Annotated in this window: 25 protein-coding genes; 4 read left to right on the forward strand and 21 right to left on the reverse strand. The window is 36.6% G+C overall.

Features of this window, described 5'->3' with window-relative positions; all coding sequences use genetic code 11:
- Positions 1 to 38 precede the first annotated feature (38 nt).
- Together DCE79_RS09405 and DCE79_RS09410 are read right to left on the reverse strand one after the other, a co-directional pair.
- On the reverse strand, positions 39 to 785 hold the full coding sequence (locus DCE79_RS09405) for an SDR family NAD(P)-dependent oxidoreductase (RefSeq protein ID WP_108712805.1): 747 nt from the start codon (positions 783 to 785) through the stop codon (positions 39 to 41).
- Between the two features lie 86 nt (positions 786 to 871).
- Positions 872 to 1,315 (reverse strand): RrF2 family transcriptional regulator, encoded by a 444-nt coding sequence (locus DCE79_RS09410; protein ID WP_168214680.1) that lies wholly within the window; start codon positions 1,313 to 1,315, stop codon positions 872 to 874.
- A 207-nt stretch (positions 1,316 to 1,522) separates the two neighbouring features.
- Between DCE79_RS09410 and hmpA the strand changes: the two genes are divergently transcribed.
- Positions 1,523 to 2,683 (forward strand): NO-inducible flavohemoprotein, encoded by a 1,161-nt coding sequence (gene hmpA, locus DCE79_RS09415; protein WP_108712807.1) that lies wholly within the window; start codon positions 1,523 to 1,525, stop codon positions 2,681 to 2,683.
- A 108-nt stretch (positions 2,684 to 2,791) separates the two neighbouring features.
- Here hmpA and DCE79_RS09420 read toward each other — a convergent pair whose 3' ends face one another.
- A complete protein-coding gene (locus tag DCE79_RS09420) occupies positions 2,792 to 3,736 on the reverse strand; it encodes an MBL fold metallo-hydrolase (protein WP_108712808.1) in 945 nt (314 codons plus the stop codon).
- A 403-nt stretch (positions 3,737 to 4,139) separates the two neighbouring features.
- Between DCE79_RS09420 and proC the strand changes: the two genes are divergently transcribed.
- Entirely contained in the window at positions 4,140 to 4,946 is an 807-nt protein-coding gene (gene proC, locus DCE79_RS09425) for a pyrroline-5-carboxylate reductase (protein WP_108712809.1), read from the forward strand.
- A 71-nt stretch (positions 4,947 to 5,017) separates the two neighbouring features.
- On the opposite strand, the gene DCE79_RS09430 is transcribed toward proC, so the two are convergent.
- The 3 genes from DCE79_RS09430 to rnz form a co-directional block, all read right to left on the reverse strand.
- On the reverse strand, positions 5,018 to 5,248 hold the full coding sequence (locus DCE79_RS09430) for an acyl-phosphate glycerol 3-phosphate acyltransferase (protein WP_108712810.1): 231 nt from the start codon (positions 5,246 to 5,248) through the stop codon (positions 5,018 to 5,020).
- Positions 5,249 to 5,575: 327 nt separating this feature from the next.
- On the reverse strand, positions 5,576 to 7,564 hold the full coding sequence (locus DCE79_RS09435; protein ID WP_108712811.1) for a methyl-accepting chemotaxis protein: 1,989 nt from the start codon (positions 7,562 to 7,564) through the stop codon (positions 5,576 to 5,578).
- Positions 7,565 to 7,969: 405 nt separating this feature from the next.
- Positions 7,970 to 8,923 (reverse strand): ribonuclease Z, encoded by a 954-nt coding sequence (gene rnz / locus DCE79_RS09440; protein WP_108712812.1) that lies wholly within the window; start codon positions 8,921 to 8,923, stop codon positions 7,970 to 7,972.
- Between the two features lie 503 nt (positions 8,924 to 9,426).
- On the opposite strand from rnz, the gene DCE79_RS09445 reads away from it, so the two are divergent.
- A complete protein-coding gene (locus DCE79_RS09445; RefSeq protein WP_108712813.1) occupies positions 9,427 to 10,026 on the forward strand; it encodes a hypothetical protein in 600 nt (199 codons plus the stop codon).
- A 79-nt stretch (positions 10,027 to 10,105) separates the two neighbouring features.
- On the opposite strand, the gene DCE79_RS09450 is transcribed toward DCE79_RS09445, so the two are convergent.
- From DCE79_RS09450 to DCE79_RS09475, 6 genes are all read right to left on the reverse strand, one after another.
- A complete protein-coding gene (locus DCE79_RS09450) occupies positions 10,106 to 10,708 on the reverse strand; it encodes an alpha/beta hydrolase (RefSeq protein ID WP_108712814.1) in 603 nt (200 codons plus the stop codon).
- Positions 10,709 to 10,779: 71 nt separating this feature from the next.
- Positions 10,780 to 11,316, reverse strand: coding sequence for an NADPH-dependent FMN reductase (locus DCE79_RS09455; RefSeq protein ID WP_108712815.1), 537 nt, complete (start codon positions 11,314 to 11,316; stop codon positions 10,780 to 10,782).
- Positions 11,317 to 11,370: 54 nt separating this feature from the next.
- Complete coding sequence (locus DCE79_RS09460; protein ID WP_108712816.1) at positions 11,371 to 12,354, reverse strand: ring-cleaving dioxygenase; 984 nt, start codon at positions 12,352 to 12,354, stop codon at positions 11,371 to 11,373.
- Positions 12,355 to 12,398: 44 nt separating this feature from the next.
- Positions 12,399 to 12,833, reverse strand: coding sequence for a MarR family winged helix-turn-helix transcriptional regulator (locus tag DCE79_RS09465; RefSeq protein WP_108712817.1), 435 nt, complete (start codon positions 12,831 to 12,833; stop codon positions 12,399 to 12,401).
- A 171-nt stretch (positions 12,834 to 13,004) separates the two neighbouring features.
- Entirely contained in the window at positions 13,005 to 13,937 is a 933-nt protein-coding gene (locus DCE79_RS09470; protein WP_108712818.1) for a TRM11 family SAM-dependent methyltransferase, read from the reverse strand.
- Between the two features lie 3 nt (positions 13,938 to 13,940).
- Positions 13,941 to 14,387, reverse strand: a complete 447-nt coding sequence (locus DCE79_RS09475) for a protoporphyrinogen oxidase (protein WP_234417227.1) — start codon at positions 14,385 to 14,387, stop codon at positions 13,941 to 13,943.
- Positions 14,388 to 14,668: 281 nt separating this feature from the next.
- Between DCE79_RS09475 and DCE79_RS09480 the strand changes: the two genes are divergently transcribed.
- Positions 14,669 to 16,417, forward strand: coding sequence for a protoglobin domain-containing protein (locus DCE79_RS09480; RefSeq protein ID WP_108712820.1), 1,749 nt, complete (start codon positions 14,669 to 14,671; stop codon positions 16,415 to 16,417).
- A gap of 42 nt (positions 16,418 to 16,459) precedes the next feature.
- On the opposite strand, the gene DCE79_RS09485 is transcribed toward DCE79_RS09480, so the two are convergent.
- From DCE79_RS09485 to DCE79_RS09525, 9 genes are all read right to left on the reverse strand, one after another.
- Positions 16,460 to 17,935 carry an MFS transporter gene (locus DCE79_RS09485; protein WP_108712821.1) on the reverse strand — a complete coding sequence of 492 codons (1,476 nt, stop codon included), beginning with the start codon at positions 17,933 to 17,935 and terminating at the stop codon, positions 16,460 to 16,462.
- A 162-nt stretch (positions 17,936 to 18,097) separates the two neighbouring features.
- The gene (locus tag DCE79_RS09490) at positions 18,098 to 19,330 is read right to left on the reverse strand and encodes a DNA polymerase IV (RefSeq protein ID WP_108712822.1); all 1,233 of its coding nucleotides are present in this window, start codon (positions 19,328 to 19,330) and stop codon (positions 18,098 to 18,100) included.
- Between the two features lie 108 nt (positions 19,331 to 19,438).
- The gene (locus DCE79_RS09495) at positions 19,439 to 20,857 is read right to left on the reverse strand and encodes an alanine/glycine:cation symporter family protein (RefSeq protein ID WP_108712823.1); all 1,419 of its coding nucleotides are present in this window, start codon (positions 20,855 to 20,857) and stop codon (positions 19,439 to 19,441) included.
- 249 nt (positions 20,858 to 21,106) lie between these two features.
- Positions 21,107 to 22,045 (reverse strand): ABC transporter permease subunit, encoded by a 939-nt coding sequence (locus DCE79_RS09500; protein ID WP_108712824.1) that lies wholly within the window; start codon positions 22,043 to 22,045, stop codon positions 21,107 to 21,109.
- Positions 22,032 to 22,937, reverse strand: coding sequence for an ABC transporter ATP-binding protein (locus DCE79_RS09505; RefSeq protein WP_108712825.1), 906 nt, complete (start codon positions 22,935 to 22,937; stop codon positions 22,032 to 22,034). Before DCE79_RS09505 ends, DCE79_RS09500 begins: the two co-directional genes overlap by 14 nt.
- 1 nt (position 22,938) lies before the next feature.
- Entirely contained in the window at positions 22,939 to 23,637 is a 699-nt protein-coding gene (locus tag DCE79_RS09510; RefSeq protein WP_108712826.1) for an ABC transporter ATP-binding protein, read from the reverse strand.
- Position 23,638: 1 nt separating this feature from the next.
- Positions 23,639 to 23,998, reverse strand: a complete 360-nt coding sequence (locus DCE79_RS09515; protein ID WP_108712827.1) for a GntR family transcriptional regulator — start codon at positions 23,996 to 23,998, stop codon at positions 23,639 to 23,641.
- Entirely contained in the window at positions 23,995 to 24,750 is a 756-nt protein-coding gene (locus DCE79_RS09520; RefSeq protein ID WP_108712828.1) for a hypothetical protein, read from the reverse strand. Before DCE79_RS09520 ends, DCE79_RS09515 begins: the two co-directional genes overlap by 4 nt.
- 135 nt (positions 24,751 to 24,885) lie before the next feature.
- The gene (locus DCE79_RS09525; RefSeq protein ID WP_108712829.1) at positions 24,886 to 25,431 is read right to left on the reverse strand and encodes a GNAT family N-acetyltransferase; all 546 of its coding nucleotides are present in this window, start codon (positions 25,429 to 25,431) and stop codon (positions 24,886 to 24,888) included.
- Between the last annotated feature and the right edge of the window lie 81 nt (positions 25,432 to 25,512).

Below are 25,512 nucleotides of genomic sequence, written 5' to 3' on the forward strand. Positions count from 1 at the left end.
TGTCTCCCCATTAAATCGCAGTGAATACTAAGGACGTTTTATTTTTTATTAAAAAATCCACTTCCAAAAAACTCAACCATTCTTGGTGCCACTGCATATAATTTACTCGTGAAGCTCATGATTCTTGGTAAATTCACTTCACGTGGCTGTTTATCAATTGCCTTAACAACTTCACTTGCCAATTTTTCAGGTTGAATTAAAAATTGGCTAATCGCATCTCGGTATGCATTGGTAGCATCAGCCTTTTGTAAAAACGGCGTATCAATTGGGCCTGGGTAAATGCCAGTTACCGCGATATTATATTCTGCTACTTCTAAACGGAAGCCATTTACAAATCCTGTAATCGCATGCTTACTCGCTGCATATACACTTGCTTTTTTTGTCGCGACCTTCCCTGCTTGTGACCCAACAAATATAAAATGACCTTGCCCTTTTTCAATCATAGATGGTGCTAAACGCTTTGCTAAATAAATAGGCGCGCGAACATTAATTTCAAGCATTTGATCAATTTCATCATCCTTTAAATCAATCGCACTTGAAAAATAGCCCAAACCCGCATTTAGAATTGCCACATCAAGCGGTGGTAACATCGCTGCTATTCGGTCAATATCCGTACGTTCCCTGAGATCTGCTTGTATAACGATTGCCCCTAAATGTTCTAATGATTTTATCGCGCTTTCATTTCTCCCCGTTGCATAAACCGTATGCCCTTGGGCAATGAATTGTTCCGTCATTTTGCGCCCAATACCACTTGTTGCCCCCGTTATAAAAATGGTTTTTTTCATTTTTAAACCCCTCTATTTATGTCGTTTTTAATAGTTTAACGAATATTAAACGATAAAAATAGAAAAAACTAGTAAATTTTCATTTACTAGCTTCTTGTAATTCCGAATAATTCAGCTAATGCATCTTTAGATACGAGTACATCCGCAAGTGTGTATGAATCGAGTACTGCTAAATAGGCTTTTAATGCTTGATTAAGTGCAAACTTCAATTGACATTCAGGAGATATTTTACATAAGTTACTTTCTGCGTTAAAGCATTCGACAATATGAAAGTCTTCTTCTGTTTTGCGAACAACTTCTCCAATATTAATATCTTTTGGATCAACTGCTAGGCGAATTCCGCCACCGCGCCCACGAATCGTTTCAATATAGCCGTGTTGTCCTAAGTCATATGTAACTTTCATTAAGTGATTTTTGGAGATTTGATAGGCATCCGCAATTTCTTGAATTGTGGTTAAATGCTCTTTTCCACGAACGCCTAAATACATAAGCGTACGTAATGAATAATCCGTATATACAGTTAAGCGCACGTTTCTCACCAACCTTCTTAGTAATAGTATAACATTTTCTTTCATTTGGTCGATAACAAGTGCTTCTAATTTAAAGATGTATTTTATATATATGTTTGTGACAACTTTGTTAAAGATGTATTTTAGATATTGCTTTAGGATATTATTAGCAGTATATTGATTTCGAACAGAACATTCAGTTCACCAATTTGAGAGGACGTGTTCCCCATGTTAACAAAACAGACAATTGACACAATCAAAGCAACCGTACCAGTATTAGAAGTTCATGGTTTAACAATTACAAAAACTTTTTACTGTAACCTTTTTAAAGAAAATCCACAATTACTAAATATTTTTAACCATACAAACCAAAAGAAAGATCGCCAACAAACAGCATTAGCAAACACAGTTTACGCAGCAGCGGTACATATTGAAAATTTAGAAGCAATCGTACCAGCAGTTGTACAAATTGCTCACAAACATGTAAGTTTAGGTATTTTACCTGAGCATTACCCAATCGTTGGTAAATACTTATTAGCAGCAATTAAAGAGGTATTAGGAGATGCGGCAACAGATGAAATTATCGATGCATGGGCACAAGCTTATGGCGTAATCGCTGATATCTTCATTTCTGTTGAAGAAGACCTATACAAAGCGGCTGAAAACAATGGTGGCTGGCGCTTATTTAAAGACTTTACAATCGCAAAAATCGAACAAGAAAGCGATGTTGTAAAATCATTCTACTTACAACCGGCAGATGGCGCAAAATTACCAGCATACTCAGCAGGTCAATACATTTCAATCCGTACACAAGTACCTGGTCAAGAATTTTTAATGAACCGTCAATATACAGTAACTGAAGGCACAGATGAGTACTTCCGTATTTCAGTTAAACGCGAAGATGATGTAACGCCTAACGGGATTGTATCGAACTTCTTACACAATTCCGAAGTAGGAACAAACGTACAAATTAGTGCTCCAGCTGGTGTATTCACATTAGTGCAAAACGATAGTCCCGTGTTATTTATCAGTGGTGGTGTTGGTGTGACACCTTTACAAGGTATGTTAAAAACAATGAAAAATCGTCAAGCATCATTCATTCAATGTGCACGTAACGAACGTGTAGCAGCATTCAAAGAAACTATTGAAGAAAAAGTAGCCGCATTAGGTGGCAAATATAAAGCGGTATATAGCGAAACAGAAGGCTATGTAACAAAAGCACAAATCGAGGAAATGCTTGTACCGGGTGCAGAAGTTTATATATGTGGTCCAACTACATTCATGGAATCTGTGATCCAAAACTTAGTTGAAATTGGTGTATCTTCTGAAAAAATTCACTATGAATTTTTCGGCGCAGCAATGGCTTTACAAATTAGAACAAAAGCTTAAATATAAAAGTGTTCAAATGCGGCTTAGTCCCTTGACCTTTAACCAATAAGTAAAATTAAGAACAAAAGCGCTAAAGCGTCTGAATGAAATAATTCAGACGCTTTTTAGCTATTTCATCTGTTTATAATAGTAAACTCCATCGCGGTCTTCAACTTCAACTAAGCCTTCATCTGTTAAATAATCTAGCTGGCCTAATGTTTCAGACAATGTCAGGCCTAGCTGTTGTTGATAAATACGTTCAAATAGTTGCGTTGTCACTTCGAAATTTGTTTTTGGTTGTGTTAACATATTCAACACTTTTTCAGCACGTTGCTTTTGTCGTACTAAGCGTTCTCCTACTAGATTAGACACGTTCATAACCTCTTCGCCGTGACCCGTGTAAATCTTTGCGACATCTAAATCACGCAATTTTTTTAAAGACGCATTATATTGCACTAACGATTTTGGGCGAACCATAGATCCATCAACTGGCGATTCTACTAACGGATTAGATGAAGAACGTGCTAATAATAAATCCCCACCAATACTTTCCCTCGTCCCTTCTTCAATAAAAATTAAATGGCTTTGTGCATGCCCTGGCGTATAGTATGTAATAATTCCCTTATGTCCAGGCACTTCATCGCCTTCTTTTAAAAATGACGTTAAAGGAATTGTACCAAATAATTCAATTTCGCCTTTCACTTTTAAAATACGTTCAATATATTTTTCTGGCACACCTTGCTCAATAAGTTGATTCATAAAAAATGTATCATTATATTGTAAAAATTCTGGTGTTTTGCGCATCCATTGATCCACATACGCATGTCCTAAAATAGTTGCTTTGGGGAAGGCATCCACCCAACCGGCATGATCTGGATGATGGTGTGTTAGAACAACTTGATCTACATCCTCTAAATCGTACCCTGCTGCATGAATTCCCCATTTAATTGCATCGTATGCTTCTTGTGTTTTTGGTCCTGCGTCAAATAATGTCAATGCATCGCCCTTTACTAAAAAAGCATTCACATCTCCCACTGCATATGGTGTAGGTATAATTATTTTATGAATATCCATTATTGCATCCCCTTTATTTATCTCTATAATGAATGAATATTCATTTATTTTACTCCTTTTTTCTACATTCGTCACGTTAAAGGTTGACAGTTTTCCAACACGCAACTATAATTTTGATAATTCTAAATTTACAGGCAATGATGAAGATAAGTAAATTATTTCAAGGCTTTAGAGAGTGCTGTAGTTGCTGAAATCGGCATAACCCACTGAAATAATTGAACCTCCTTTTGAGCCGTTATGCCAACATAACCGTACCCTTTGCGATAAAAAGGTAAATAGAGTGGCACACATTTACGTGTGAACAAAGGTGGTACCGCGGAAAACATTGCGTTTTCGTCCTTACGAATTGTGAGGATGGGAGCGCTTTTTATTTTGAAATCGATTAAACACGGAGGAATGAATTATGCAAAAAATTATTTTTATAGGTGCCGGCTCTATGGCAGAAGCCCTTATTCACGGTTGGGTTGAAAACGAAGTAGTCAATCCGAAATCAGTCTTTGTATCAAATCGTTCCAATAAAGAACGATTACTTCAATTAACAACAAATTACGGCATACAATCATTGCAAAATCTTGACCAACTTAACGATGCTGACTTAATTATTTTAGCAATGAAACCAAAAGACTCAATTGAAGCCATGAAAGCCATTTCCCCTTATTTAGGTGTAAATACTGCTGTACTCTCAATTGTAGCTGGCGTTAGCATTGAAACGATTGAACAAAATTTAGGTAAACGTGCAGTTGCCCGCGTGATGCCCAATACATCTGCCACTATTGGTATGGCTGCTTCAGGTATCGCATTTAACGAGCGCGTTTCTAAGGTTCAACGAGCGCTGTATATTCAAATGTTAGAAGCGGTTGGCATTGTAATTGAAGTGGAAGAAGACAAACTTCATGCGGTCACCGCACTTTCTGGTAGCGGACCAGCTTATTTATATTATTTAATGGAGGCATTTGAACAAGTTGGTACTGAATTTGGCTTGTCTAAAGAAATTGTCCGTCAACTTATGGTTCAAACGATTGCGGGATCTGCACAAATGTTAAAAACGGTCAATGAAGAACCTGAAGTATTACGCAAAAAGGTAACAAGTCCAGGTGGAACGACTGAAGCGGGTATCCGAGAATTAGAGGCGATGGAATTTATTGATGCCATCGCAAAATGTATACGAAGTGCGGAAAACAGATCCAGAGAATTAGCCCGTGGGGAATAAGTAAAACTTCAATCCTTTTAATACGGGAAAAAAAAGTCATGTGATCAATAAATTCACATGACATAAACCATTTATAATACTCCTGCTCGTATTCGTTTAATGATCGAAAACGTTGTATAGATAGAAATTGGACCTAATAACGCGGCAATGACAATCCACATCGTTAAGTTATCCGTTGCTTTTAATAATTCTAAATTGCTACGTATGTAGATAATAACTCCGATTAGTAAAATATAACTCATAACATTAGGAAATACGACGAGCAAACGTAGAAGCTTTGGTGTTATTGTTGGTTGTTGCATAAACTCCATCCCCCTTTTCTATATTATAACGTCATTATTCTACAAAACTCCATTATTTTCTTTAAAACGCAATAAAAGGGTTCATCACCGTAACATGGGTTTGATTTTGATTTTAATTTGTATTCGTTTTGTCTAGCTATTGGCGTGCTACAAGCGCAGGGGGCGACTCCTTGGGGGATTAAGCGTGGCTCCAGGAAAGCGTCCCCGTAGCGTAGCAGAACGGACTTGATTAAAAAGCAATCACTTTGAATTCTAAAGTTATGTCATCCCCAACTTATGGTGATGAGCCAATAAAAGGATGTATCAACATCGATACATCCTACTTAACTAATTCAATTTATAACGCCCTGTAATTTCTTGTAATTCATTCGAAACTTCAAATAATGCTTCTACAGAAGTGTTCATCGTATTCATACTTGTTACTTGGTCTGTTGCGTAATCTGCTACTGATTCTACGCGACTCGTTGTTTGTTGTGATAATAAGGCTACGTCATCAAATGATGCAGCAATTTCTTCTGTACTTGCGGCCATTTCTTCTGCAGAACTTGAAACAACATCTACTTCTTCAGCAATCCCTTTAATTCCATCCACTATATCATCAAATGATGTATGAGCTTTCATCGCAATTTCACGACCATTTTCCAGCACTGTAGCTGTTGAAGCAATCGCCTTCACAATATGCACTGTTTCATGTTGTACACTTGATACAACAGATGATATACGTTCTGCTGCTACTTTTGATTCTTCTGCTAATTTACGAACTTCGTCTGCCACCACTGCAAAACCTTTACCGGAATCCCCAGCTCGAGCTGCCTCAATTGAAGCATTTAATGCTAGTAAATTCGTTTGATCTGAAATACCCGTAATGACGTTTGTAAATTCACCAATTCGATCAGATAATTTTACTAATTCCTGCGTACGTTCGACAGATATTTTTGTTTCTTTATATAAATTCGTCAACTCTACCATTAGCTTATTCATTACTTCTGCACCATTTAATGCATTTTGCTCTGTTTGATTTGCATGAGCTGAAATTTCCATAATGGATTCAGTTACATTTTGAATGCTACGTGCTAACTCATCCATTGCAAGTGAGCTCTCTTCAATATTTCGTAATTGAATTTTTGAATCATTCGCAACGCCAACCGATTCGCATTGAATTTCTAATGAAGCTTTCGACGTTGCCACTGAATGCTCTTGAATCATTGTTGATGTCTGATGAATTGTGATTGAACGATCCTTTAATTCCAACATAATTTTTTGGAAGTTATCCATTACAGCATTTGATGCGGTAACTAATTGGCCAATTTCATCACGTGAATGTAAGTCTATACGCTTTGATAAATCGGCTTCACCGTGGCTAATATCGTCAAGTGCATCACGTACATTTTTAATGCGTCGAATTTGGCGCGTAATTGTTAAATCTGTAATGCCCATAACAATGGCCACTGCTACAATAGCTGCAATTAAAGTAGCGATTAAAATTGAAGTTAACACTTGATTTGAAATCGTAATCGCTAAGTAGTTGCCATCTGATAATGGCACAATATAATTCATGGCCTTTTCGCCTTCAAAGCTGCCTGCTTTAGAAATCGTTTCTGTTGTATTTAATTCTTCATCAGTAAAAGTAACATCGCTTTCCTTTGTACTTGCAAGGATATCACCTTTCGCATCAACGACTGCCGCATACAATACGGTTTCGTCTAAGTATGTATGTAATTCATTCATATAAAACTCTTTACCGATTTGAGCTTCTAGGTCTACTAATTTTTGACCATTCCGTGCTACTTGAATAATTTTGGGATTTGCTGCATCCCAAGAACCTGTCCCTACGAATTTGTAAAACTCGCCATCTACATCACGAATTTGTGCAGGTTGCGTTATGGCATCTGTTGGTTTTTTTAACAATTGCAAGTATTCATATGCTTGGCCAGCTGGATCTGAACCGAAATTAAAGTCTACAGTTGGTGCAATCGATGTAATTGTCGTACTACCTTTGTCATCTGTACTCCAAATCTCATCCATGCCCCCGCGAGCGGCTAATTGCTTTAAGTCTTCATGTGACCCGCCATTTTCAACAATCCACGATATTAAAACAGACTGGGCAATCATTTCTTCTTCCATAATATTTTCAGATACTTCTCTTGAAAGTATCGCGCCTTCTATACCTAATTTAATTGAATCTACTAAGGCTTCTCCCTGTTGATGGATGCTTTTTTCCGTTGTAAGATAAATATATGTTGCAAAAGCACCGATTAAAAGAACTACACCTAGTAATATTGGAAACATCATTTTCCATTTCATCGATTTAAACATATTAACATTCCCCTATTTTAGTTTATTTCTACTTAATTTTACTTTATTTTCTATTAAACAATAACCTAACTCAGGAAAAAGTCACAATATATTTGATGACAGTGGGATAAATGACACAAAACGTTCAGTAAAATTGCATAAAATATACTTTTTTAATGCTTATTTTAATAGTTGTTCGAATGTTCTATAAATAATTATTAATTACTAGGAAATAATTTAATTACAAAGTAACGATTTCAATTCTGAATTTATTAATTTTCCCATAAAAAAACTACCACAACAACTTTTGCTAGTTATTGTGGTAGTAAAATTTACCCGGCATAAACGGGCAATAAGGCGTCAACGACAAAGCTTTAAAATGTCAAAAAGGATAGATAGGTTTAACTGCCCCTATAAGTCTTCATTTTATAGTTCCTCTTGTTGAATAGGTTGTAGCTGATGGTTTCGCCATTCAAATTGCATGTGGTCATGGGCAATATACGTATTAGTAAAAATTTGCTTCGCTTCATTTAAAAATGGAATTAAATCCTTTCCTAAAAAACGCGCACTGATATGCGTCAAAATTAAATTCTTTGCCCCAGCCGATTTAGCAACTTCAGCAGCTTCTGTATTTGTCGAATGACCATATTGCGCCGCTAAATGAATAGTTGCATGGTCAAATGTTGCTTCATGAACGACGACATCTGCATCCATTGATAATTGTTTTGCATTATCACAAAACTTGGTATCCCCTAAAATCGTTACCGTGAAGCCTTTTTGGGATGGTGCGGTCACCCTATCACTTTTCACAATCGTACCATCCGCTAATTGCACATCGTTCCCTGATTTTAATTGACCAAGCATCGGTCCTTTCGGTACACCTAGCGCAAGTGCTTTTTCAATCAGTAATTCTCCGGCTAATGGCTTTTGTTCTATGCGATAACCGTAGCATTCAATCACATGTTGAAGTGGGCACGCGGTTACAATGAACTCGGCATCCTCATAAACAATCCCTTCTCTTACTTCAACAAATTGGATTGGATAGGTTACATGCGTTTTCGACAAGTTTAATGTTTGCTCTACCCATGTTTCAATACCAGCAGGTCCATAGATGGTCAGGGCATCTTCACCGCCTAAAAATGAACGTGAGCTCAAGAAACCTGGTAAGCCAAATATGTGATCCCCATGTAAATGCGTAATAAAAATTTTATCAATTTTTCGCGGCTTAATCGACGTATGTAAAATTTGATGTTGTGTTGCCTCACCACAGTCAAACAACCAAATCGACCCGCGCTCTTCTAATAATTTTAATGCAATTGCTGTTGTGTTTCTGTCTTTTGATGGCATTCCTGCACCTGTGCCTAAAAAATGTAGTTGCATCTTCTTTCCTCCAAACAAGTATTGTAAATGTTCTAGCTACAAGTCTGAAGCTAAATGTTACTGTTTATTCTATTATAAAGGGTTCTATTCAAATTGCGAGTATCAAGGAAAAAGAACGATCAACTGGATTCGAGTTCTTTGAATGTTTAAGTAGGAAATTTAAGGTGAACAAATACATATAGTACAAAGATTATCTTTTTTAACTTTAATGTTGGCGATTTTGAATCAATATTCAGAAGTTGGGGATTACATAATTTTAAGATTCAAAGTTCAAAGTAATTCCTTTTTAATCAAGTCCGTTCTGCTACGCTACGGGGACGCTTTCCTGGGGGCGTGGCTCCATCTAACTTATTTGTGCCTATACTGTGGCACAAATAAGTGGATATTCTGCGCACGCTTAATCCCCAAGGAGTCACCCCCTGCGCTTCGCGTCACTCAATCTTGGTACAAATTTTGTTATTCTAATAGGGTGTATAATACAAAAAAGAAAGGTGGAAATGTATTTGATTAAATCAAACTACTTATTGTGTTTAACCGGTCTTTCATTAATCTTTTTGATGGCAGGTTGTAAAGGGAATGAAGAGGCATCCGTTCCTAACGAAAGTAATGGTCAATTAGAAAATAAAATTGTAGAACTTGAACAGATAATTGAAAAGCAGCAACTATCCATTGAAAAACACGAAGAAAAGTTATCCGAAATGAATGATTCGGATATTCCGAACGATAGGAATATTAATCTAGAAGAGTCGATTTCCTATTTGACTAATAAAATTTATGTATTGGAAACTTTGATTCAACATACCACTTCCTATAAAACAGCAATGCTAAATAGTGCTGAAATTAAGGGTGATACATTAAATCTAAACATTACGTATACGAACAAAGTAATGGATGAAGAAGCTCCTAATGGATTTCGCATGGTTGAAACTGGAGATGGAACAAAAGTTGTCACTATATCAGAGGGAGTTCCCGTATTTTTATTAGAAAATCCAAGCACATCCGTTTTAGCAACTTGGGAGGACATTGTTGAATTTAGAGGTTTCGTTCAATTATTTGAAAAAGACGGAAAAATCGTATTGATATCAGAATCTTATTTACCCTAATCATTAACTACGAATAGGCATGAGAAATCTTAAGATTTCTCATGCCTATAACTGTATTAAATATATGATAGTGTCTATTTTAAAATGTACGTTCATACCATTTTTTCGCTTTTTGTACTTCATCCATCGTTAATTGATGGCCATTTGTTTCCCACTCAACCGTAACATCTGCACCGGCATCTGTTAAAAAGTGTTGTAAATCAACTGCTTCTTCTTTTGAACAAAGCGGATCATTTATGCCTGCTGCGATAAATACATGCGTTCCTTGCTGATTCGGTAATTTTGCGTCACGGTTTGGTACCATTGGGTGATGTAAAATCGCACCTTTAAACGTATTTTCATATTCAAATAGTAAATTCGCTGCGATATTAGCACCATTTGAATAACCGATTGCAAGTATATTCTCTCGATCAAAGCCGTGTTCGGTTGCTTTTTCATTTAAGAATTCATGAATTTCCTTTGTTCGAAATGCTAAATCTTTCATGTCAAACACACCTTCAGAAACGCGACGGAAAAATCGTGGCATCCCGTGCTCTAAAACATTACCGCGCACACTTAATACACTTGCCTCTGGGTCGATGATTTCTGCCAAAGCTAGTAAACTATTTTCATCTCCACCCGTGCCATGTAATAAAAATAGAACCGGTTTTTCTTTGTTACCTTCTTTATAAATGGATTTCATAGCGCTCATTCCTATCTGTCTTTATTTTTAAAAGTCATTCGACATGGACTTATGCCGAATGACTCCTTTTATTATCGAATTGTTTTTAAAGCTGTTGACCAAGGAATGACTTGATCTAACATTTGATTAACTGAGTTGGTTTGTACATCTTTTGGTTTAAAAACTTTGCCATTTTCGAAGTCTGTAAATAGAGATAACGCTGGGTGAACACGAACGTCTGCTACTAATAGTTCACCTAAAATACCACGTAAATGCTCAGCTGCACGTGCCCCGCCTACTGCTCCGTACGAAACGATACCAGCTGCTTTATTATTCCATTCTACTTTTAAGAAATCTAATGCATTTTTTAATGCACCAGTAATTGAGTGGTTATATTCTTGCACGATAAAGACAAAGCCATCTTGAGCTGTGATTGCTTTAGACCAATCAGCCGCGCCTGGTGCATCAGCTGTACCTAAAAATGGTAAGTTGTAGTCTGCAATATCAATGATTGTGTAATTCGCATCGCCGCGTTCATCTGCTAATTGTTTTACCCATTGCGCTACTTGTGGAGATACACGCCCTTCACGAGTTGAACCGATAATAATCCCAATGTTTAAGTTTGTCATTTTTTCCTCCTAAATTTTTATCTATATTATTTTTTTTGTGAACTCAAAGTCAACTTACTCATATTCTTTTTCAATATTTTTTGTAGATCGTACAGTATCGATTGGACGCACAACACTTTCAATATACGCACGTTTCCCCTCTAAAAATGGCGGTAATGATAGTTTTTCGCCAACTGTTTCGTACGACTCATCGCCCATAAATCCTGGACCATCTGTTGCCCATTCAAATAAAATACCAGGTGCAACTCGAGCATATAACGATTCAAAGAAGAAGCGGTTTACATAGCCTGACGTACCAAATCCAAAACTGTCCATACGGTCAATCCATTCATTTAACACGTCACGGTCTTCTACACGGAATGCTGCGTGATGTACTGTACCAAATCCTTGGCGACCTGGTCGTAATTCTGTGTTGTGTTCGACAATAACTGAAGCACCATTACCACCTTCACCAACTTCAAATAAATATAGACTACCTTCGTTAGCGATTTCACGCATTATCATCACTTTTTCCAATACTTCTTTAAAATAATCAAAACGGGAAACGCGAATATGCACGGGACCTAAGCCTGTAATCGCAAACTCTAATGGAATCGGACCATTTTGCCACGGTGTACCAGATACGATTCCTGTATTATTTTCATCTGAAATAAGCATATACTGTTGATCATCAAAATCTACAAATGACAGAGTTTGTTTGCCAAATTGCGTTACAATACCAGTGTGTTCAATATTTAAACGATTAAATCGTTTTACCCAATAATCAAGTGCTGCATCATTCGGCACGCGGAAGCCTGTTTTGTAAATTTCATCTGTTCCATGAACGCCTTTTGAAATGCCTGGGAAATCAAAAAATGTCATATCTGTACCCGCAGATCCTTTATCATCTGCGAAGAATAAATGGTATGTTTGAATATCATCTTGGTTAACTGTTTTTTTAACTAGTCGCATCCCTAATACATATGTGAAAAATTCATAATTTTTTTCTGCGCTACTTGTAATCGCTGTTACGTGGTGAATACCTTTAATGTGATTCATAATCATTCCTCCAATTTCTCGATTTTGAGATTTATATATAAAAGTTAAAGCTTGCTGGCGTGATGACCGACACGCTTTAGTAATTGTGTTAATATGTTTAATTCATCCTCTGATAAAACCTCAAAAATTTGGGCAATTTTTTGTGAATGCTGTGGAAAAATCGATTCCATAAGATTCCTACCCTTTTCACTTAGTGCAGCAAACGTGACACGTCGATCCGTCGGACAGGAGTGTCGATAAACGAGCTCTTTTTTTTCTAACTTATCAATGACGTACGTAATACTGCTACTCGCAATTAATACCTTTTTTCCGATAATTTGAATCGGTTGCTCCCCTTTATGATAGAGCAATTCCATAACTGCAAATTCAGTAATGTTTAAATCGCTTTGCTGTACACCTTTTTTCGTCGCGTCCTGAGTGGCAGTCGTGGCTCGATATAGAACAGTAAACGCTTTTAATTGCTTGTCATATTGACTCATAAAGTCGCCTCCCTTCAAATCATTTCGAATTCATTTATCTTTAATTCGAGATAAATATACCACGGATAAATTTTGATGTCAACGATTTATCTCGAAACTATTTCGAATTCGAGATTTATATATAAAAAAGCACCTACTCCTTGTTAAATAAGAGTAAGCGCTTAGTTTCATCTATTCACAAATTACGACTTGTCGCTCAAATGCACCCTTTTTCACAACAGCACGATCTATAATCGTTAGCTGCGCTGTGTGGATCATGTCATCCATTGTTTCCATGGTCACAATAACTACACGTTTTGCAATGCGACGAGCATGCGTAATAATACTTTGTTGTAACTCTTTTGAGATATTTGTAAATAAATTATAAGGCATATCGATAATCGCAACATCATAGCCTTCACTAGCTTCTTCAATTGGTCCGATTTCCACATTGGGTTCGAAGCCAAAATGTCTTAAATTGATGCGTGATCCCCACACAACGCGTTTGTTCATATCACGGCCTTCAATGGCAATATCCATGCTCATCGCTTCAACAAGAACCGTCCCAATACCACAGCAAGGATCAATTATGCGTAAGCCTTCTGGATAAGGAACAGCGACATTGACGATAGCACGTGCATCTCGTGTACTAAGCGCAGTCGAATACATTTCAGGCTTTTGCATATGCTTAAACCAAACTGATTCAGCAAAATGAAGTTCTCCTATATAAAAACGGTCTTCATATTGAACGTAACCAAGTACAATCTGAGGATGATCTAAATCTGGTTCTGCATTAATGGCAAAACCAATTTTTCTCATCATTTCTTGACGTTCTTTTTGTGGTAATTTCGGTTCAACTGCATCATTACTATTGTTCAAGCAATGCACCTTAAATGTTCGTGTTCCAAGATCAATAGTCTTTGCAAGTACAACAAGTTGTTCTAAAGTCTGTGCTTCATGCCAAATGTCTAAGCGCAAATGCATGTATGGGCTACGACTTGGGTCTATTTTTTTATCGCTAATTACTGCATTTCCTTCCACGTCATACTTAAAAAACGCGCGCATTTCTAATCGTGAAAGTTCATATTCATCATTTCTCCAGGTAAAACTATATAAATATTTCATCTATTATAGGACTACAACTTCTAATAATTTCTCAATAAATTGATAAAGTAATTCATATACTTGCTCGATTGTTAAATCTTCGGTAAAGCCTTCGATACAGTCCACTGCGATATTTAATTCCCAAAGACCCTCTTGACCAGAAAATGATGCACTGCTGCTTCCTAGTGCCGATTTTAGGTTGGCTTTTAAAAACTGACGAATTGTTTCACCATGTTTCTTTTGCAGTTTTAAACCAAATAAAGCAGTGTATAAATTAAAGGCATCATCATATTCCAATGCGACTGCATCTACACGAATATCTTGAAATTGAGGACATTCCGCATAGATAAATTCGCCTTGATTTTCCTTTAAATAACGAATTGCTGTTTGAGCAAAAGTTACTCCCTCTGCCGTAATTGTATCCTCTGTTTCCTTGCTACAACGTTCTAATACATCTAATTTTAAATTCATTATTTATAGTCCCTTCCTTTTTGACATATACGTTCAAAAATTAACCTTGTTTAGTATACCCTATTCGACAATAATTCGCATAAAAATCTAGATTTTTATAACTTTTTTAATAGGATAATCTTTTTATCCCTATTTACTAACAGTTGAAAAACAACTACCAATTTAAGTATTTTTACCTATATTGTGTAGCATTTACCATTTTATTAGATTATACTTATTACAGTATTCCTATATTTCAAAAGAAGTTTAATGTCACAAAAAAATGGAGTGTGTCGATTCTTATGTTTCCAACGAACAAGCATAAATATTCAGATTATTTCACAACCGTTGACAACTCAGATATTCAGTCTAATGAACGATTTAAAGAAAAATTAGATTTCCTTGCTTTAACACGTGAACGAAGAGAATCTGTTGGTATATTAAAAGAAATTTATTTAAAAAATCGTGATTATTTATTATCAAGCTTTTATAATCGTCTATTGCAAAATGAAAAATTTAATACGATTATTCACGCCCATTCGTCGGTAGAAAAATTAAAAATTACGTTTGATCGCCATTTCATTAGTTTATTTGATGATGAGCTTGATATTGATTATGTATTTAAACGTCGCCAAATTGCTTATACGCATGCACGAATCGGTGTTTTACCGAACTGGATGATTGCTGCTTATACATTAATCAATCAAATTATTCGGCCTTTAATCGTAAAAAATTTATACAAAAAACAAGATAAAATGGTCGATGTTTTACTTGCTTATGAAAGCTTAGTGACAATTGACCAGCAAATTATTGTTGAAACTTATATTGAAATACAAGCAAACTCAGTTGTCACTGGTTTAGGTGATATTATTTCGTATAATACAAAACTAGAATCGATTAAAGAGCTTGTGCATTTCCAACGCAATCAAAAACATGAAATTATAGAAACTGAAAGAGCTATGCAAGAGCTAGATGTAAGCATCGAACAAATTGCAACGACGGTAAGTAGTCTCAACGAGCAAACACAGGTGCAAATTAATAAGATGTCCGAACATCTTTCATCATTAAAGCAAGTTGCTGCCGTTTTACAAGCAACCGATGAGGGCCAAACGAATATTCAAATGAACATTGAACAGCTCGTAAAACGTGTTAATAATGTGACCCGTTTGGCAGAAGTCATTAAAGGCTTCGCCGAGCAAACGAACTTACTTGCATTAAGTGCATCAATAGAAGCGGCTCGTGCTGGTGATTCGGGACAAGGGTTTGCTATCGTTGCAACTGATGTACGCAAATTAGCAGATGATATTAAACAATCCATTTCAACCATTACGACTGACATTCAACAATTGTTGCAAATTACATTAAATATTCGTTCTGTCACATCAAACTTATCCGAGGATTTACATAAAGGTGTTGCAAATACACTACATATTTTTGATACATTACGTAAATTAAATGAGTCATTCCATTTACAAGGACAACGTTTAGAGGAAATTGTAAGTGCAACAAGACATCAATCGAATGCAGCCAATACAATAACAGAGCACAACAAAAATGTGACAGATAATATGGAGATGAGCCAACTCATTGTTCATGAAACAGGGTTAGCCATTTATCAATTAAGTAAAATGATTGATGAGTTCCGTACGACAACAATTGCTAAAAACTCGATTATTAGCCAAGAGGATATTATTGAACTTGCGATTACCGATCACCTATTATGGCGTTGGCGCATTTATAACTTACTTTTAGGCTTTGAGAAAATTTCTGTGGATGAAGTCGAATCACCACAACAATCGCGCCTTGGTGAGTGGTTTTACGGTAAGGGAAAAGAATTACTTGGCCATGAAAATGCTTATAAAGAACTCGAACAGCCATTTGTTCACATTCATGAAATAGCAAAACTTGCGGTAGCTGAATTCCACGCAGGTAATGAGGAAAAGGCAGAGGACTATTTAGAAGTAATTACGAAGGATTCACAAGTAGTAATCAGTAAGCTACGTATCTTACAAAAAATCATGCAAGATAAAAAGTCACAGTATATACATTAAATAAAAATAGACAATCGGCCAGTGAGGTCAATTGTCTATTTTTTATTCAGTAATTTTTTCTGTTGAAAGAAATGGATTGTCTTTTGAGCGTATGATGGAAGTAATAATTACAACACAAAAGCTTAATAACACGAGCCCTGTAAACATAAATCCAGGTGTCCCGGTTAAGTTGAGTGCTCCCAAAACAGAGGAACCTGCCACGACCCCAAATGAGAAGAACGCATAAAAGTAACCGTATGCTTTTCCTCGTGTTTCCTTCTTCGTTGATTCAATTAAAATTTTATTGATTGATGGGAAGAAAAAGGCAAAACCTACACCATAAAGTGCAAGTGCCGCATAAAGCCATAATATCGTTGTCGCTTGTCCAATAGCCATTTGACTTATTGCGAGTAAACCTACCCCTACAAGCAACGCATATTTCGAATTTAACACATCAAAAATGCGATTGGACGGTAAAATAAAAATAAGTACTGCGACAATGCCGAATACACTTAATAATGTACCAGACATACGCGAGCTATAACCCAAATCTTCTACATAGATTGGCAGTAAATAAGCGAGTACACCTTGTGAAAACATTAAAAAGAATGCGCCACCAAAGGCTTTCATCAACCCACTATTCCATTGAAACTTCTCTGTTTTTTTGACGTTATCTTTTTCACGTAGTGCTTCTTTTCGTAAAAATAAAAATAAACCGATCAAAATAATCACACCATATACTGCAACAAGGGCTAGTACATTCGGAACAGAAATTTTACTTGCTAAAATACCACTTGATGCAGGTCCTACAATTGCTGCAATCCCAACAAAGGAACCCGTTACCGCACTACCACTACCTTGCTCCGATTCACGTCGCATATTCGCCAATAATGTAAAGGCTGCTGGTGTAATAAAACCACTGCTAAACCCATGAATACAACGAACAATAATGAGTGTTGTCGAATCATCTACAAGCTGATAACAAAGGAGTGAAATAGACGAAGCTGTTAGACCAATAACAAGCATACGGAACGCACCCATTTTATCCGTAAAAACACCTGAAAACACATTGCCAAATGTATTCATAAACGAATACATTCCAACAACAATGCCTGCTATAAACGTTGTTGCACCTACGGACAGTGCATATGTACTCATAATTGGCAGTTGAACAAATAGATCAAAAAATGAAAAGAATATAATTGCGTATACGAGCCAATGTTTTGGAAAGGGCTTGCTAGATAACTGCTTCTCCATTTTTTTTAATTTTAGTTCAAAAATAAAGTTACCAAATGGTATAAAAGCGACGAGAACAGCTAATAACGACCAACTAACATTCCACTGTATTCGAAGTTGTACAATAAGAATTGATAATGCATATAATATAAAAATACCGCCATGGATGCTCCCATTTACAGTTACAAATCCTGGCATATCAGCATAATATTTTAATGGCATTGCAATACACAAAAGCGTAATTAACGACAGACCATCTAATATTCCCATTATTCTTAAAAAACGAATCGGATAAATACCCATTTCCCCCTTTCACGAACAAAATCAACCTCATTATAGCATGCAAATTAAGACCAAACCTAGCTCATTGAAAATAATTCTCAAAAAAAGTGTCATAATTTAGTTTGAATTATCATTAAAATGTCACAAAGGGCTTATCTAAAAATCACTTTTTAGACAAGCCCTTCATTCCTTATGATCCTCCAAAAAATCTTTACTGAAGCTCGTCTTTGAGGCATAGCTTCTTGTTTTAACTCGTACCCCTCGTTTTACGGCACCTTTACCAAATTTCTTTTCTATGGAATCCACTAATTCGAGTATTGGTTCATCTTTAATATGCTGTTCAAAATTAAATAAATTCAATTGCTGTGTGAGCTCTGCTTGATCGACAACATTCGAAACAGTAATGCCGATGAGGCGTACTGGCGTTTCATCCCAATTTTGCAAAAACAATTTCCAAGCAATTTCAAATATCTCGTCGGCATTTTGTATGGCGTTGCGTACCGTTTTACTACGCGATTGATTTTGCCATTCGAAATTTCGAATTTGTATACTAATTGTTGTGCCAGCTAAATACTTCACTTTTAAGCGCTCTGACACACTTCGACTTAGCTTTTCAAATGTTTCTTTTAAAATATAGTACTCCGTTTCATCGCGCGGTAATGTAGTGGAATTACCTACACTTTTCGTGTCAAAGATGGAATTAGGATCCACTTCTCGACTATCTTCACCATTCGCTCGCTTTTTTAGACGTGCCCCATTTTTTCCAAGCTCTCTTTGTAAAAGACGTTCGTCCGCGTTGGCTAAATCACCAATCGTAAAAATTTGCAGTGAATTTAGCTTTTTAGCGGTACTTTCACCGATTCCATGCATTTCAATTACTTCATTTGGCCAAAGAAGCTCCGCAATTTGTCGCTTTCTTAATACGGTGATACCCATTGGTTTCTTCATATCAGATGCCGTTTTGGCTAAAAATTTGTTTGGGGCAATTCCTATAGAGCATGGGAGGTCTAATTCATGTAAAATGCGTTGTTGAATCTCCTGGGCCAGTTCCATAGGATGCTGTGTTTTAGAGCGATCTGTTACATCTAAATAGCCCTCATCAATCGACACAGGTTCAACTAAATGTGTATAGCTACGTAAAATAGCAAAAATGGCCGCACTAGCTGCGCGATACTTTGCAAAATCAGGCGGTAACAATAGCAATTCTGGACATTTGCGTCTCGCTTCCCCAACATTCATCGTCGTGTATATCCCTTTTGCACGTGCCTCATACGAACTCGTGACAATAATCCCTCGCCGTTCTTTCGCATTTCCTGCAATGGCAATGGGTTTGCCCTTTAAACTCGTATCATGGGCTTGCTCAACCGAAGCATAAAAGCAATTCATATCCAAATGAAAGATGACTCTTCCTGCCATAGTTATCACCTCCTACTACTCTATTTTAGTATGGAATTGTGTGAATGAAAAGAATCCATAAAAAAATAAAAGGACTCCACGAATTAAATTCATGAAATCCTTTTTACATTATTTTTGATGTCGGTCTCGTTCCCAACATTCCGTATTATCTAGTCCATCAATTTCATCGGCATAAAACGTTGGATCTTTCCCTGCTTTACGTTGCTTGATGTAGTTGTCCAATACTTTTTTTGCGACTTTCCAAAGCATCAAAATCGCAATTAAGTTAATAAACGCCATGATGCCCATGAACACATCTGCTAAATCCCAAACCAATTGCACTTTTGCAACGGCGCCGAAAAATACAAAACCTACAACTAAAATTCGGAAAATATTTATCATTAATGGTGAGCGCTTAATAAATTCGATATTGGATTCTCCGTAGTAATAGTTCCCAATTACTGAACTAAATGCGAAGAAGAAAATCGTAATCGCTAAAACTGCGCCAGCCCAGCTTCCAATACTATCACTTAGTGACACTTGTGTTAAATTAATAGATGCAGCATCGGCACTTAAATAGGCATCACTCATTAGAACGATCATCGCTGTGGCTGTACAAATTAGCATTGTATCAATGAATACGCCTAATGTCTGAATTAGGCCTTGTTTTGCTGGGTGCGTTACATCGGCAGTTGCGGCAGCATTTGGCACAGAACCCATACCCGCTTCGTTTGAGAATAGACCACGCTTAATACCGTTCAGTACCGCTGCACCAACCATCCCCGCAAACATTTCATCAGCACCGAATGCTGATTTCACGATTAATCCGATAACTGTTGGCACTTCCGTAATATTAACGACCACAACAATTAACGCTAAAATAATATAACCAATGGCCATAATTGGAACTAAATACGTCGTTACACTAACAATGCGACGTAATCCACCGAAAATAATGACCGCTGTTAAAATCGCTAAAATCGCGCCCATTAATGTACGTGAGACTCCAAAGCTTTCGTTAAATGCGATGGAAATGGTATTGGCTTGTACGGCATTGAATACAAATCCAAAACATAATGTAATCGCGATGGCAAACGTAATCCCCATCCAACGCTTTTTCAAGCCCTTTTCTATATAGTAAGCTGGGCCCCCTCGGAAAGTCCCGTCGCCTTTTGGTGTTTTATACACTTGTGCTAATGTACTTTCAATGAATGAAGATGCACCTCCAATTAACGCAATGCACCACATCCAGAAAATTGCTCCTGGACCACCTAAAGCGATAGCTGTTGCAACACCAGCTACGTTCCCTGTACCAATACGAGATGCAGCACTAATCGTAAATGCTTGGAAAGAAGAAATCCCTTTTACTCCTTTGGCATTCACTGGTGCCTTTTCCTTAATGACACGGAACATTTCTGGAATCATACGAAACTGTACAAATTTTGTACGAATCGTGAAAAACAATCCGATTCCGATTAACATGTAAATTAATAAATAGGAATACATAAAATTATTAATATTGCTGACAATATTTTCGATGTATGTCATCAAACTCCCCCTTCATTACAAAAATAACAATTATTCAACCTAATCCTCTTATCCGATGAATTGAACCTCAAAATAATATCATATTGCTAGGCGAAAAAAGCTAAGATAGCTAAAAAGGAGGAATTTCTGTATCGAACGATTTCATTTGTTAGGTTTTCTAACATGATCATCTGTTCAACTTATATATTTTGCAACATTATAAAACACAAAAACTCCCCACAAAGTTATGTTTGTGAGGAGTTAAAATGATTAAGCTGTAATATCTCGTTTCATAAAGTACCAGAACGTGATCACTAAGAATAAAATTGCATACACAATATTGACAATTACCGAAAACGATAAGGTTAATCCTTCAATAATTGGGCTACTCCCCGGTGCAAATTGCGAAAAATCATTGGCGAACCAAATGTATTTCGCAAAATCATATTGTGCGATAAACATCGTAGCTGTTGACCCCATTAATAAAATGAATAATGACAAGCTGACTGCGAGCGTACTTGAACCGAATAGTGAGCCCACCATAAACGCAAAGATGGTTGTCATGACAATTGAGGCTAGTGCATAAATAATCGTTTTGACGTACTGATTTTCCATCGTTTCAGCAATGACTTGTCCATCGACAACTGACAGCATCACCGCGCTGTCTGTACCAAATAAAATCATGCCGATTACAACAGAAAACGCTAAACTTGCTACAAGTAATGTTATCCCATATAAAAGCGATGTCACTAATTTTGATAATAAAATTTTCCAACGTGCGACTGGGCGTGTTAACAGCATTTTAATCGTTCCTGTGCCAAATTCAGAAGACACAATACCCGCTGCAATAACTACCGTAAAAATCCCAATCATTACAATAGAAAAAGATATTGAAAAATTCATATGCTCAGGAAAACTCATTGCGTCCTCAGACGGTAAATCATTGGCAATGCGGTATTCTGCTTTGATATTTTCTTCTTTAAAATAAAGTTTATCTTCTTCTGAGAAATCTTCTATTTTAAGCATTTCAGTGTTATTTTTTATGCGATTTTCATTTGCTTCTTGACGTGCTTCTGATGTACTCGAGTCGGTATCATAATATTTATTAATCCCTGAAATGAGTGCAAGTAAGCCAATTAAAATTACCAGCATGATCCACGCATTTTTTTGTGACCACATTTTAATCCATTCATTTTTAACGTACTGCATCGATTGCACCTCCACCCGTCATTTCAATAAATTGATCTTCTAGATTTTTTTGAATTGGTTGTATTGTATATAGATCAATCCCAGCTTCTACTACTTGACGTATAATTGCAGGAACATTTTCCTTCGTTAAATCAAGTACAAAACCACCATTTTCCTTTTTCACACGGTCACCTAATAGCGCTACGAATTGTTCAGGTTGACCAACTTCCATATAATACTGCGAAGCTACTTCTTGTTCTAGTTCACGAATATCAATCAACTCACCATTTTGAATAATAGCAATACGGTCTACCATTAATTCAATTTCAGATAATAGGTGACTTGATACAACAATCGCTACATTATCCTCATCGGCAATTTTTCGTAAATACATACGAAACTCGCGAATACCGGCTGGATCAAGACCATTCGTTGGCTCATCCAAAATTAAAAACTTCGGACGATGCAGCATTGCTTGTGCTAAGCCGAGACGTTGGCGCATACCAAGCGAATATGTTTTCACCTTTTCATGAATACGATTTTGTAATCCAACTTGTGCCACAACTTCATCGATACGCTCTTTTGTAACACCTTTATGCATGCGGGCAAAATGCTGCAAGTTTTTGTAACCTGACATAAACTTATACATTTCTGGGTTTTCAACAATTACCCCAACATGGCTAATGGCTTCTTCAAAATTTTTCGCCATTGACTGCCCATTAATAATAACTTCGCCTTCAGTTGGATGCATAAGGCCCGTCATCATTCGAATCGTCGTCGTTTTCCCCGCGCCGTTTGGTCCTAAAAATCCGGTAATTTGTCCTGGATAAAATTCTAAATTTAGTTTTTTAATAATCTGCTTGCCTTTAATTGTCTTGTTTAAGTTTTTAATTTCAACAATTGGTTGTGTCAATTTATTCTACCTTCTCCCCGTATAAATTTTTCATCCATTGTACTGCGTTTTCACCGCGCTCATCACGAATTTTTTCTAAATTATCCATTGCGCGAACATGCCCATCCTTTAGTAAAATAACTTGATCTAAAATGGGTTCGACTTCATTTACTTCATGCGTAGATAAGATTACGCTGCATTGCTCTATATTTATAAAGCGGATGATAGCTTTCATTAAGCTTTCACGCGCCAATGGATCAAGTCCTGCAAATGGTTCATCAAATAAATAGATTTCCGTATCACGTGCTAAAAACGTTGCGAGCTTCACGCGACCACGATTCCCTTTAGATAACTTACCTAATTTAATACTCGTTGGAACTTCTAAAAATGCCGCGATTTCATTTGCCTTTTCAATGGAGAAATCTGCGAATTGTGATGCGTAAAATTCAAACACTTGAATACCTGTCATTTTTTCATAAAACAAATCCATGTCCGGTTGATAGGCAATTTTTGACGCCATTCGACGTGTGATTTTCTCTCCGTTTAATGTAACCATTCCACTTGTTGGGGTTAAAATACCTGCTAATAGCTTTAATAACGTCGATTTTCCGCTACCATTTTCACCAATAAGTCCAATAATTTGCCCGTGAGGAATTTCGAATGTGATGCGTTCTAATACCGTTTTCCGCCCATATCCAAAACTAAGTTGCTCTACCTTCAATTTAGCTTCTCCCTTTCTCTTTCAACACGTCGATAATTTCTTCTATTGAAAAGCCAAATGATTTTATTGAAGAAACAAATTGAAGTGCAACCTGTTCCTTCATCTGCTCACGAACCTGTTGAATAGCTACTGTTTCTGTTGTAATAAATGTTCCTTGACCACGCTTTGTTTCTGTCAAATTCATCATTTCCAACTCCTTGTATACCCGCTGTACCGTATTGACGTTCACACCTGATTCAATGGCAAACTCACGAACTGATTGCAATTTATCACCCGGTTGGAGCTTACCTTTAATGATATCCCCACAAATTGTCTCAACTAGTTGCAAATATATCGGGCGATCCTTTGCAAAATCTGTCATCGCGTTATCACCCTTTCAATCCATTTGCAGGCGAGAACGAATAGGAAAATGAAAAACAACAAATATGCCAATCCCTGTACTAAATAAAATTCCTGTGCCATAAATATAGTTTCATTATTAAATTGCGGTAAATTAGCTATAATCGGCTCGGTTGAAATTTTCCAAAACGGTAAAAGGTGGCTCGGTGTATCTCCTGATAATGAGATAAAGGCAATGCCCCCTATAAATGTAATGAATCCACTCAGTTTTCCGATATAACGGTTTAGTTGGATATTTAGTGCGAAAAAACATAACAATATCAAAGAAAATAATGCATACGCTGCTAAGAGGACATACATCGAGAACATATAAAATACTAGCATTTGCTTCATGCTTCCTACAATTTCCTCACCGACAAAGAAAAATCCGATGAAGCTAACGGAGCATAATAATATGGTTTGAATACCCTGATAGACCGCTTTTGCAAAAATTAATTTCACGATAGACTGCTGATTATGTAGCCACAGCTCCCTTTTATTAATATCTCTGTTCAAGCTCCCCATAAATTGGTATAGCAATCCAACCATTATGATTAGTAAGAAGCAAACAACAACTAGTACATAGCGATTGTGATGAATCGACGTACTGTCGAAATATCTATGGATGGCAATAGGTGCGAGCCAAATGAGTATTAAGACGGCGCCTAATAATCCGATACCCGTACCCAAATAGGCAAAGCGCTCTTTTTTCAAAAGCCCAATAAATGCTTTCATAATTCCCTCCGTACCACTGTTATAGTTACATAGTACACTAAGATAATTAAATTCACAACTTTTTCCATAAATAATTTTCAGAAAAAATAAAAAACCCCGTCAAATCAACCGTTTGACGAGGTAATAAATTTACTTTTATTCTTCTAACCATTCTTCCTTTAACAAACCATACACTGCATGATCAACAAAATGATCATATAGCCACTCTGCATTGCGAATTGTTCCTTCATTCATAAAGCCTAAACGTTCTGCAATATGACGGCTTTTTTTATTGCCTACTGCCGCATGAATTTCGACCTTCTGCAACTTATATTCTTTAAAGGCGATATCAATCATCCCCTTAGCTGCACGTGTCATAATGCCCTCACCTTGAAAGGATTCATCTAAAAAGTAGCCAATTTCACATTTTTTCAGCGACCAATTAATCGTATTGATCGAGATTTTGCCGACAAATTGCCCTTTATAAAGAATCGCTGTATCCAACCCTTCACGTTTTGCAAACTTTTCTAAATTATATGCTGCAAATGCGCGCGTATCCTCAACTGTTTTCGTATTTTCAACCCACCCAAGCCATTTACTTAAGTAGTTACGCGAACGATCAATAAACGTGAAAATTTCCTCTGCGTCATTTTGTGTAATTAATTTTAATTGGATTTCATTATCGACTTCATAATAAAACATAAACTATCTCTCCCTATCTATCACTCATTATCCCGAAAATTTTTACATATTTTTTATTATCATATAGAGCAAAGTTATATT

This window comes from Lysinibacillus sp. 2017, from assembly GCF_003073375.1.
Taxonomy (GTDB): domain Bacteria; phylum Bacillota; class Bacilli; order Bacillales_A; family Planococcaceae; genus Solibacillus.

Coding starts and splice junctions, on each gene's coding strand:
- DCE79_RS09405 (WP_108712805.1), bottom strand. CDS start 785: ATGAAAAAAACCATTTTTATAACGGGGGCAACAAGTGGTATTGGGCGC.
- hmpA (WP_108712807.1), top strand. CDS start 1,523: ATGTTAACAAAACAGACAATTGACACAATCAAAGCAACCGTACCAGTA.
- DCE79_RS09420 (WP_108712808.1), bottom strand. CDS start 3,736: ATGGATATTCATAAAATAATTATACCTACACCATATGCAGTGGGAGAT.
- proC (WP_108712809.1), top strand. CDS start 4,140: ATGCAAAAAATTATTTTTATAGGTGCCGGCTCTATGGCAGAAGCCCTT.
- DCE79_RS09430 (WP_108712810.1), bottom strand. CDS start 5,248: ATGCAACAACCAACAATAACACCAAAGCTTCTACGTTTGCTCGTCGTA.
- DCE79_RS09435 (WP_108712811.1), bottom strand. CDS start 7,564: ATGTTTAAATCGATGAAATGGAAAATGATGTTTCCAATATTACTAGGT.
- rnz (WP_108712812.1), bottom strand. CDS start 8,923: ATGCAACTACATTTTTTAGGCACAGGTGCAGGAATGCCATCAAAAGAC.
- DCE79_RS09450 (WP_108712814.1), bottom strand. CDS start 10,708: ATGAAATCCATTTATAAAGAAGGTAACAAAGAAAAACCGGTTCTATTT.
- DCE79_RS09455 (WP_108712815.1), bottom strand. CDS start 11,316: ATGACAAACTTAAACATTGGGATTATTATCGGTTCAACTCGTGAAGGG.
- DCE79_RS09460 (WP_108712816.1), bottom strand. CDS start 12,354: ATGAATCACATTAAAGGTATTCACCACGTAACAGCGATTACAAGTAGC.
- DCE79_RS09465 (WP_108712817.1), bottom strand. CDS start 12,833: ATGAGTCAATATGACAAGCAATTAAAAGCGTTTACTGTTCTATATCGA.
- DCE79_RS09470 (WP_108712818.1), bottom strand. CDS start 13,937: ATGAAATATTTATATAGTTTTACCTGGAGAAATGATGAATATGAACTT.
- DCE79_RS09475 (WP_234417227.1), bottom strand. CDS start 14,387: ATGAATTTAAAATTAGATGTATTAGAACGTTGTAGCAAGGAAACAGAG.
- DCE79_RS09480 (WP_108712820.1), top strand. CDS start 14,669: ATGTTTCCAACGAACAAGCATAAATATTCAGATTATTTCACAACCGTT.
- DCE79_RS09485 (WP_108712821.1), bottom strand. CDS start 17,935: ATGGGTATTTATCCGATTCGTTTTTTAAGAATAATGGGAATATTAGAT.
- DCE79_RS09490 (WP_108712822.1), bottom strand. CDS start 19,330: ATGGCAGGAAGAGTCATCTTTCATTTGGATATGAATTGCTTTTATGCT.
- DCE79_RS09495 (WP_108712823.1), bottom strand. CDS start 20,857: ATGACATACATCGAAAATATTGTCAGCAATATTAATAATTTTATGTAT.
- DCE79_RS09500 (WP_108712824.1), bottom strand. CDS start 22,045: ATGCAGTACGTTAAAAATGAATGGATTAAAATGTGGTCACAAAAAAAT.
- DCE79_RS09515 (WP_108712827.1), bottom strand. CDS start 23,998: ATGACAGATTTTGCAAAGGATCGCCCGATATATTTGCAACTAGTTGAG.
- DCE79_RS09520 (WP_108712828.1), bottom strand. CDS start 24,750: ATGAAAGCATTTATTGGGCTTTTGAAAAAAGAGCGCTTTGCCTATTTG.
- DCE79_RS09525 (WP_108712829.1), bottom strand. CDS start 25,431: ATGTTTTATTATGAAGTCGATAATGAAATCCAATTAAAATTAATTACA.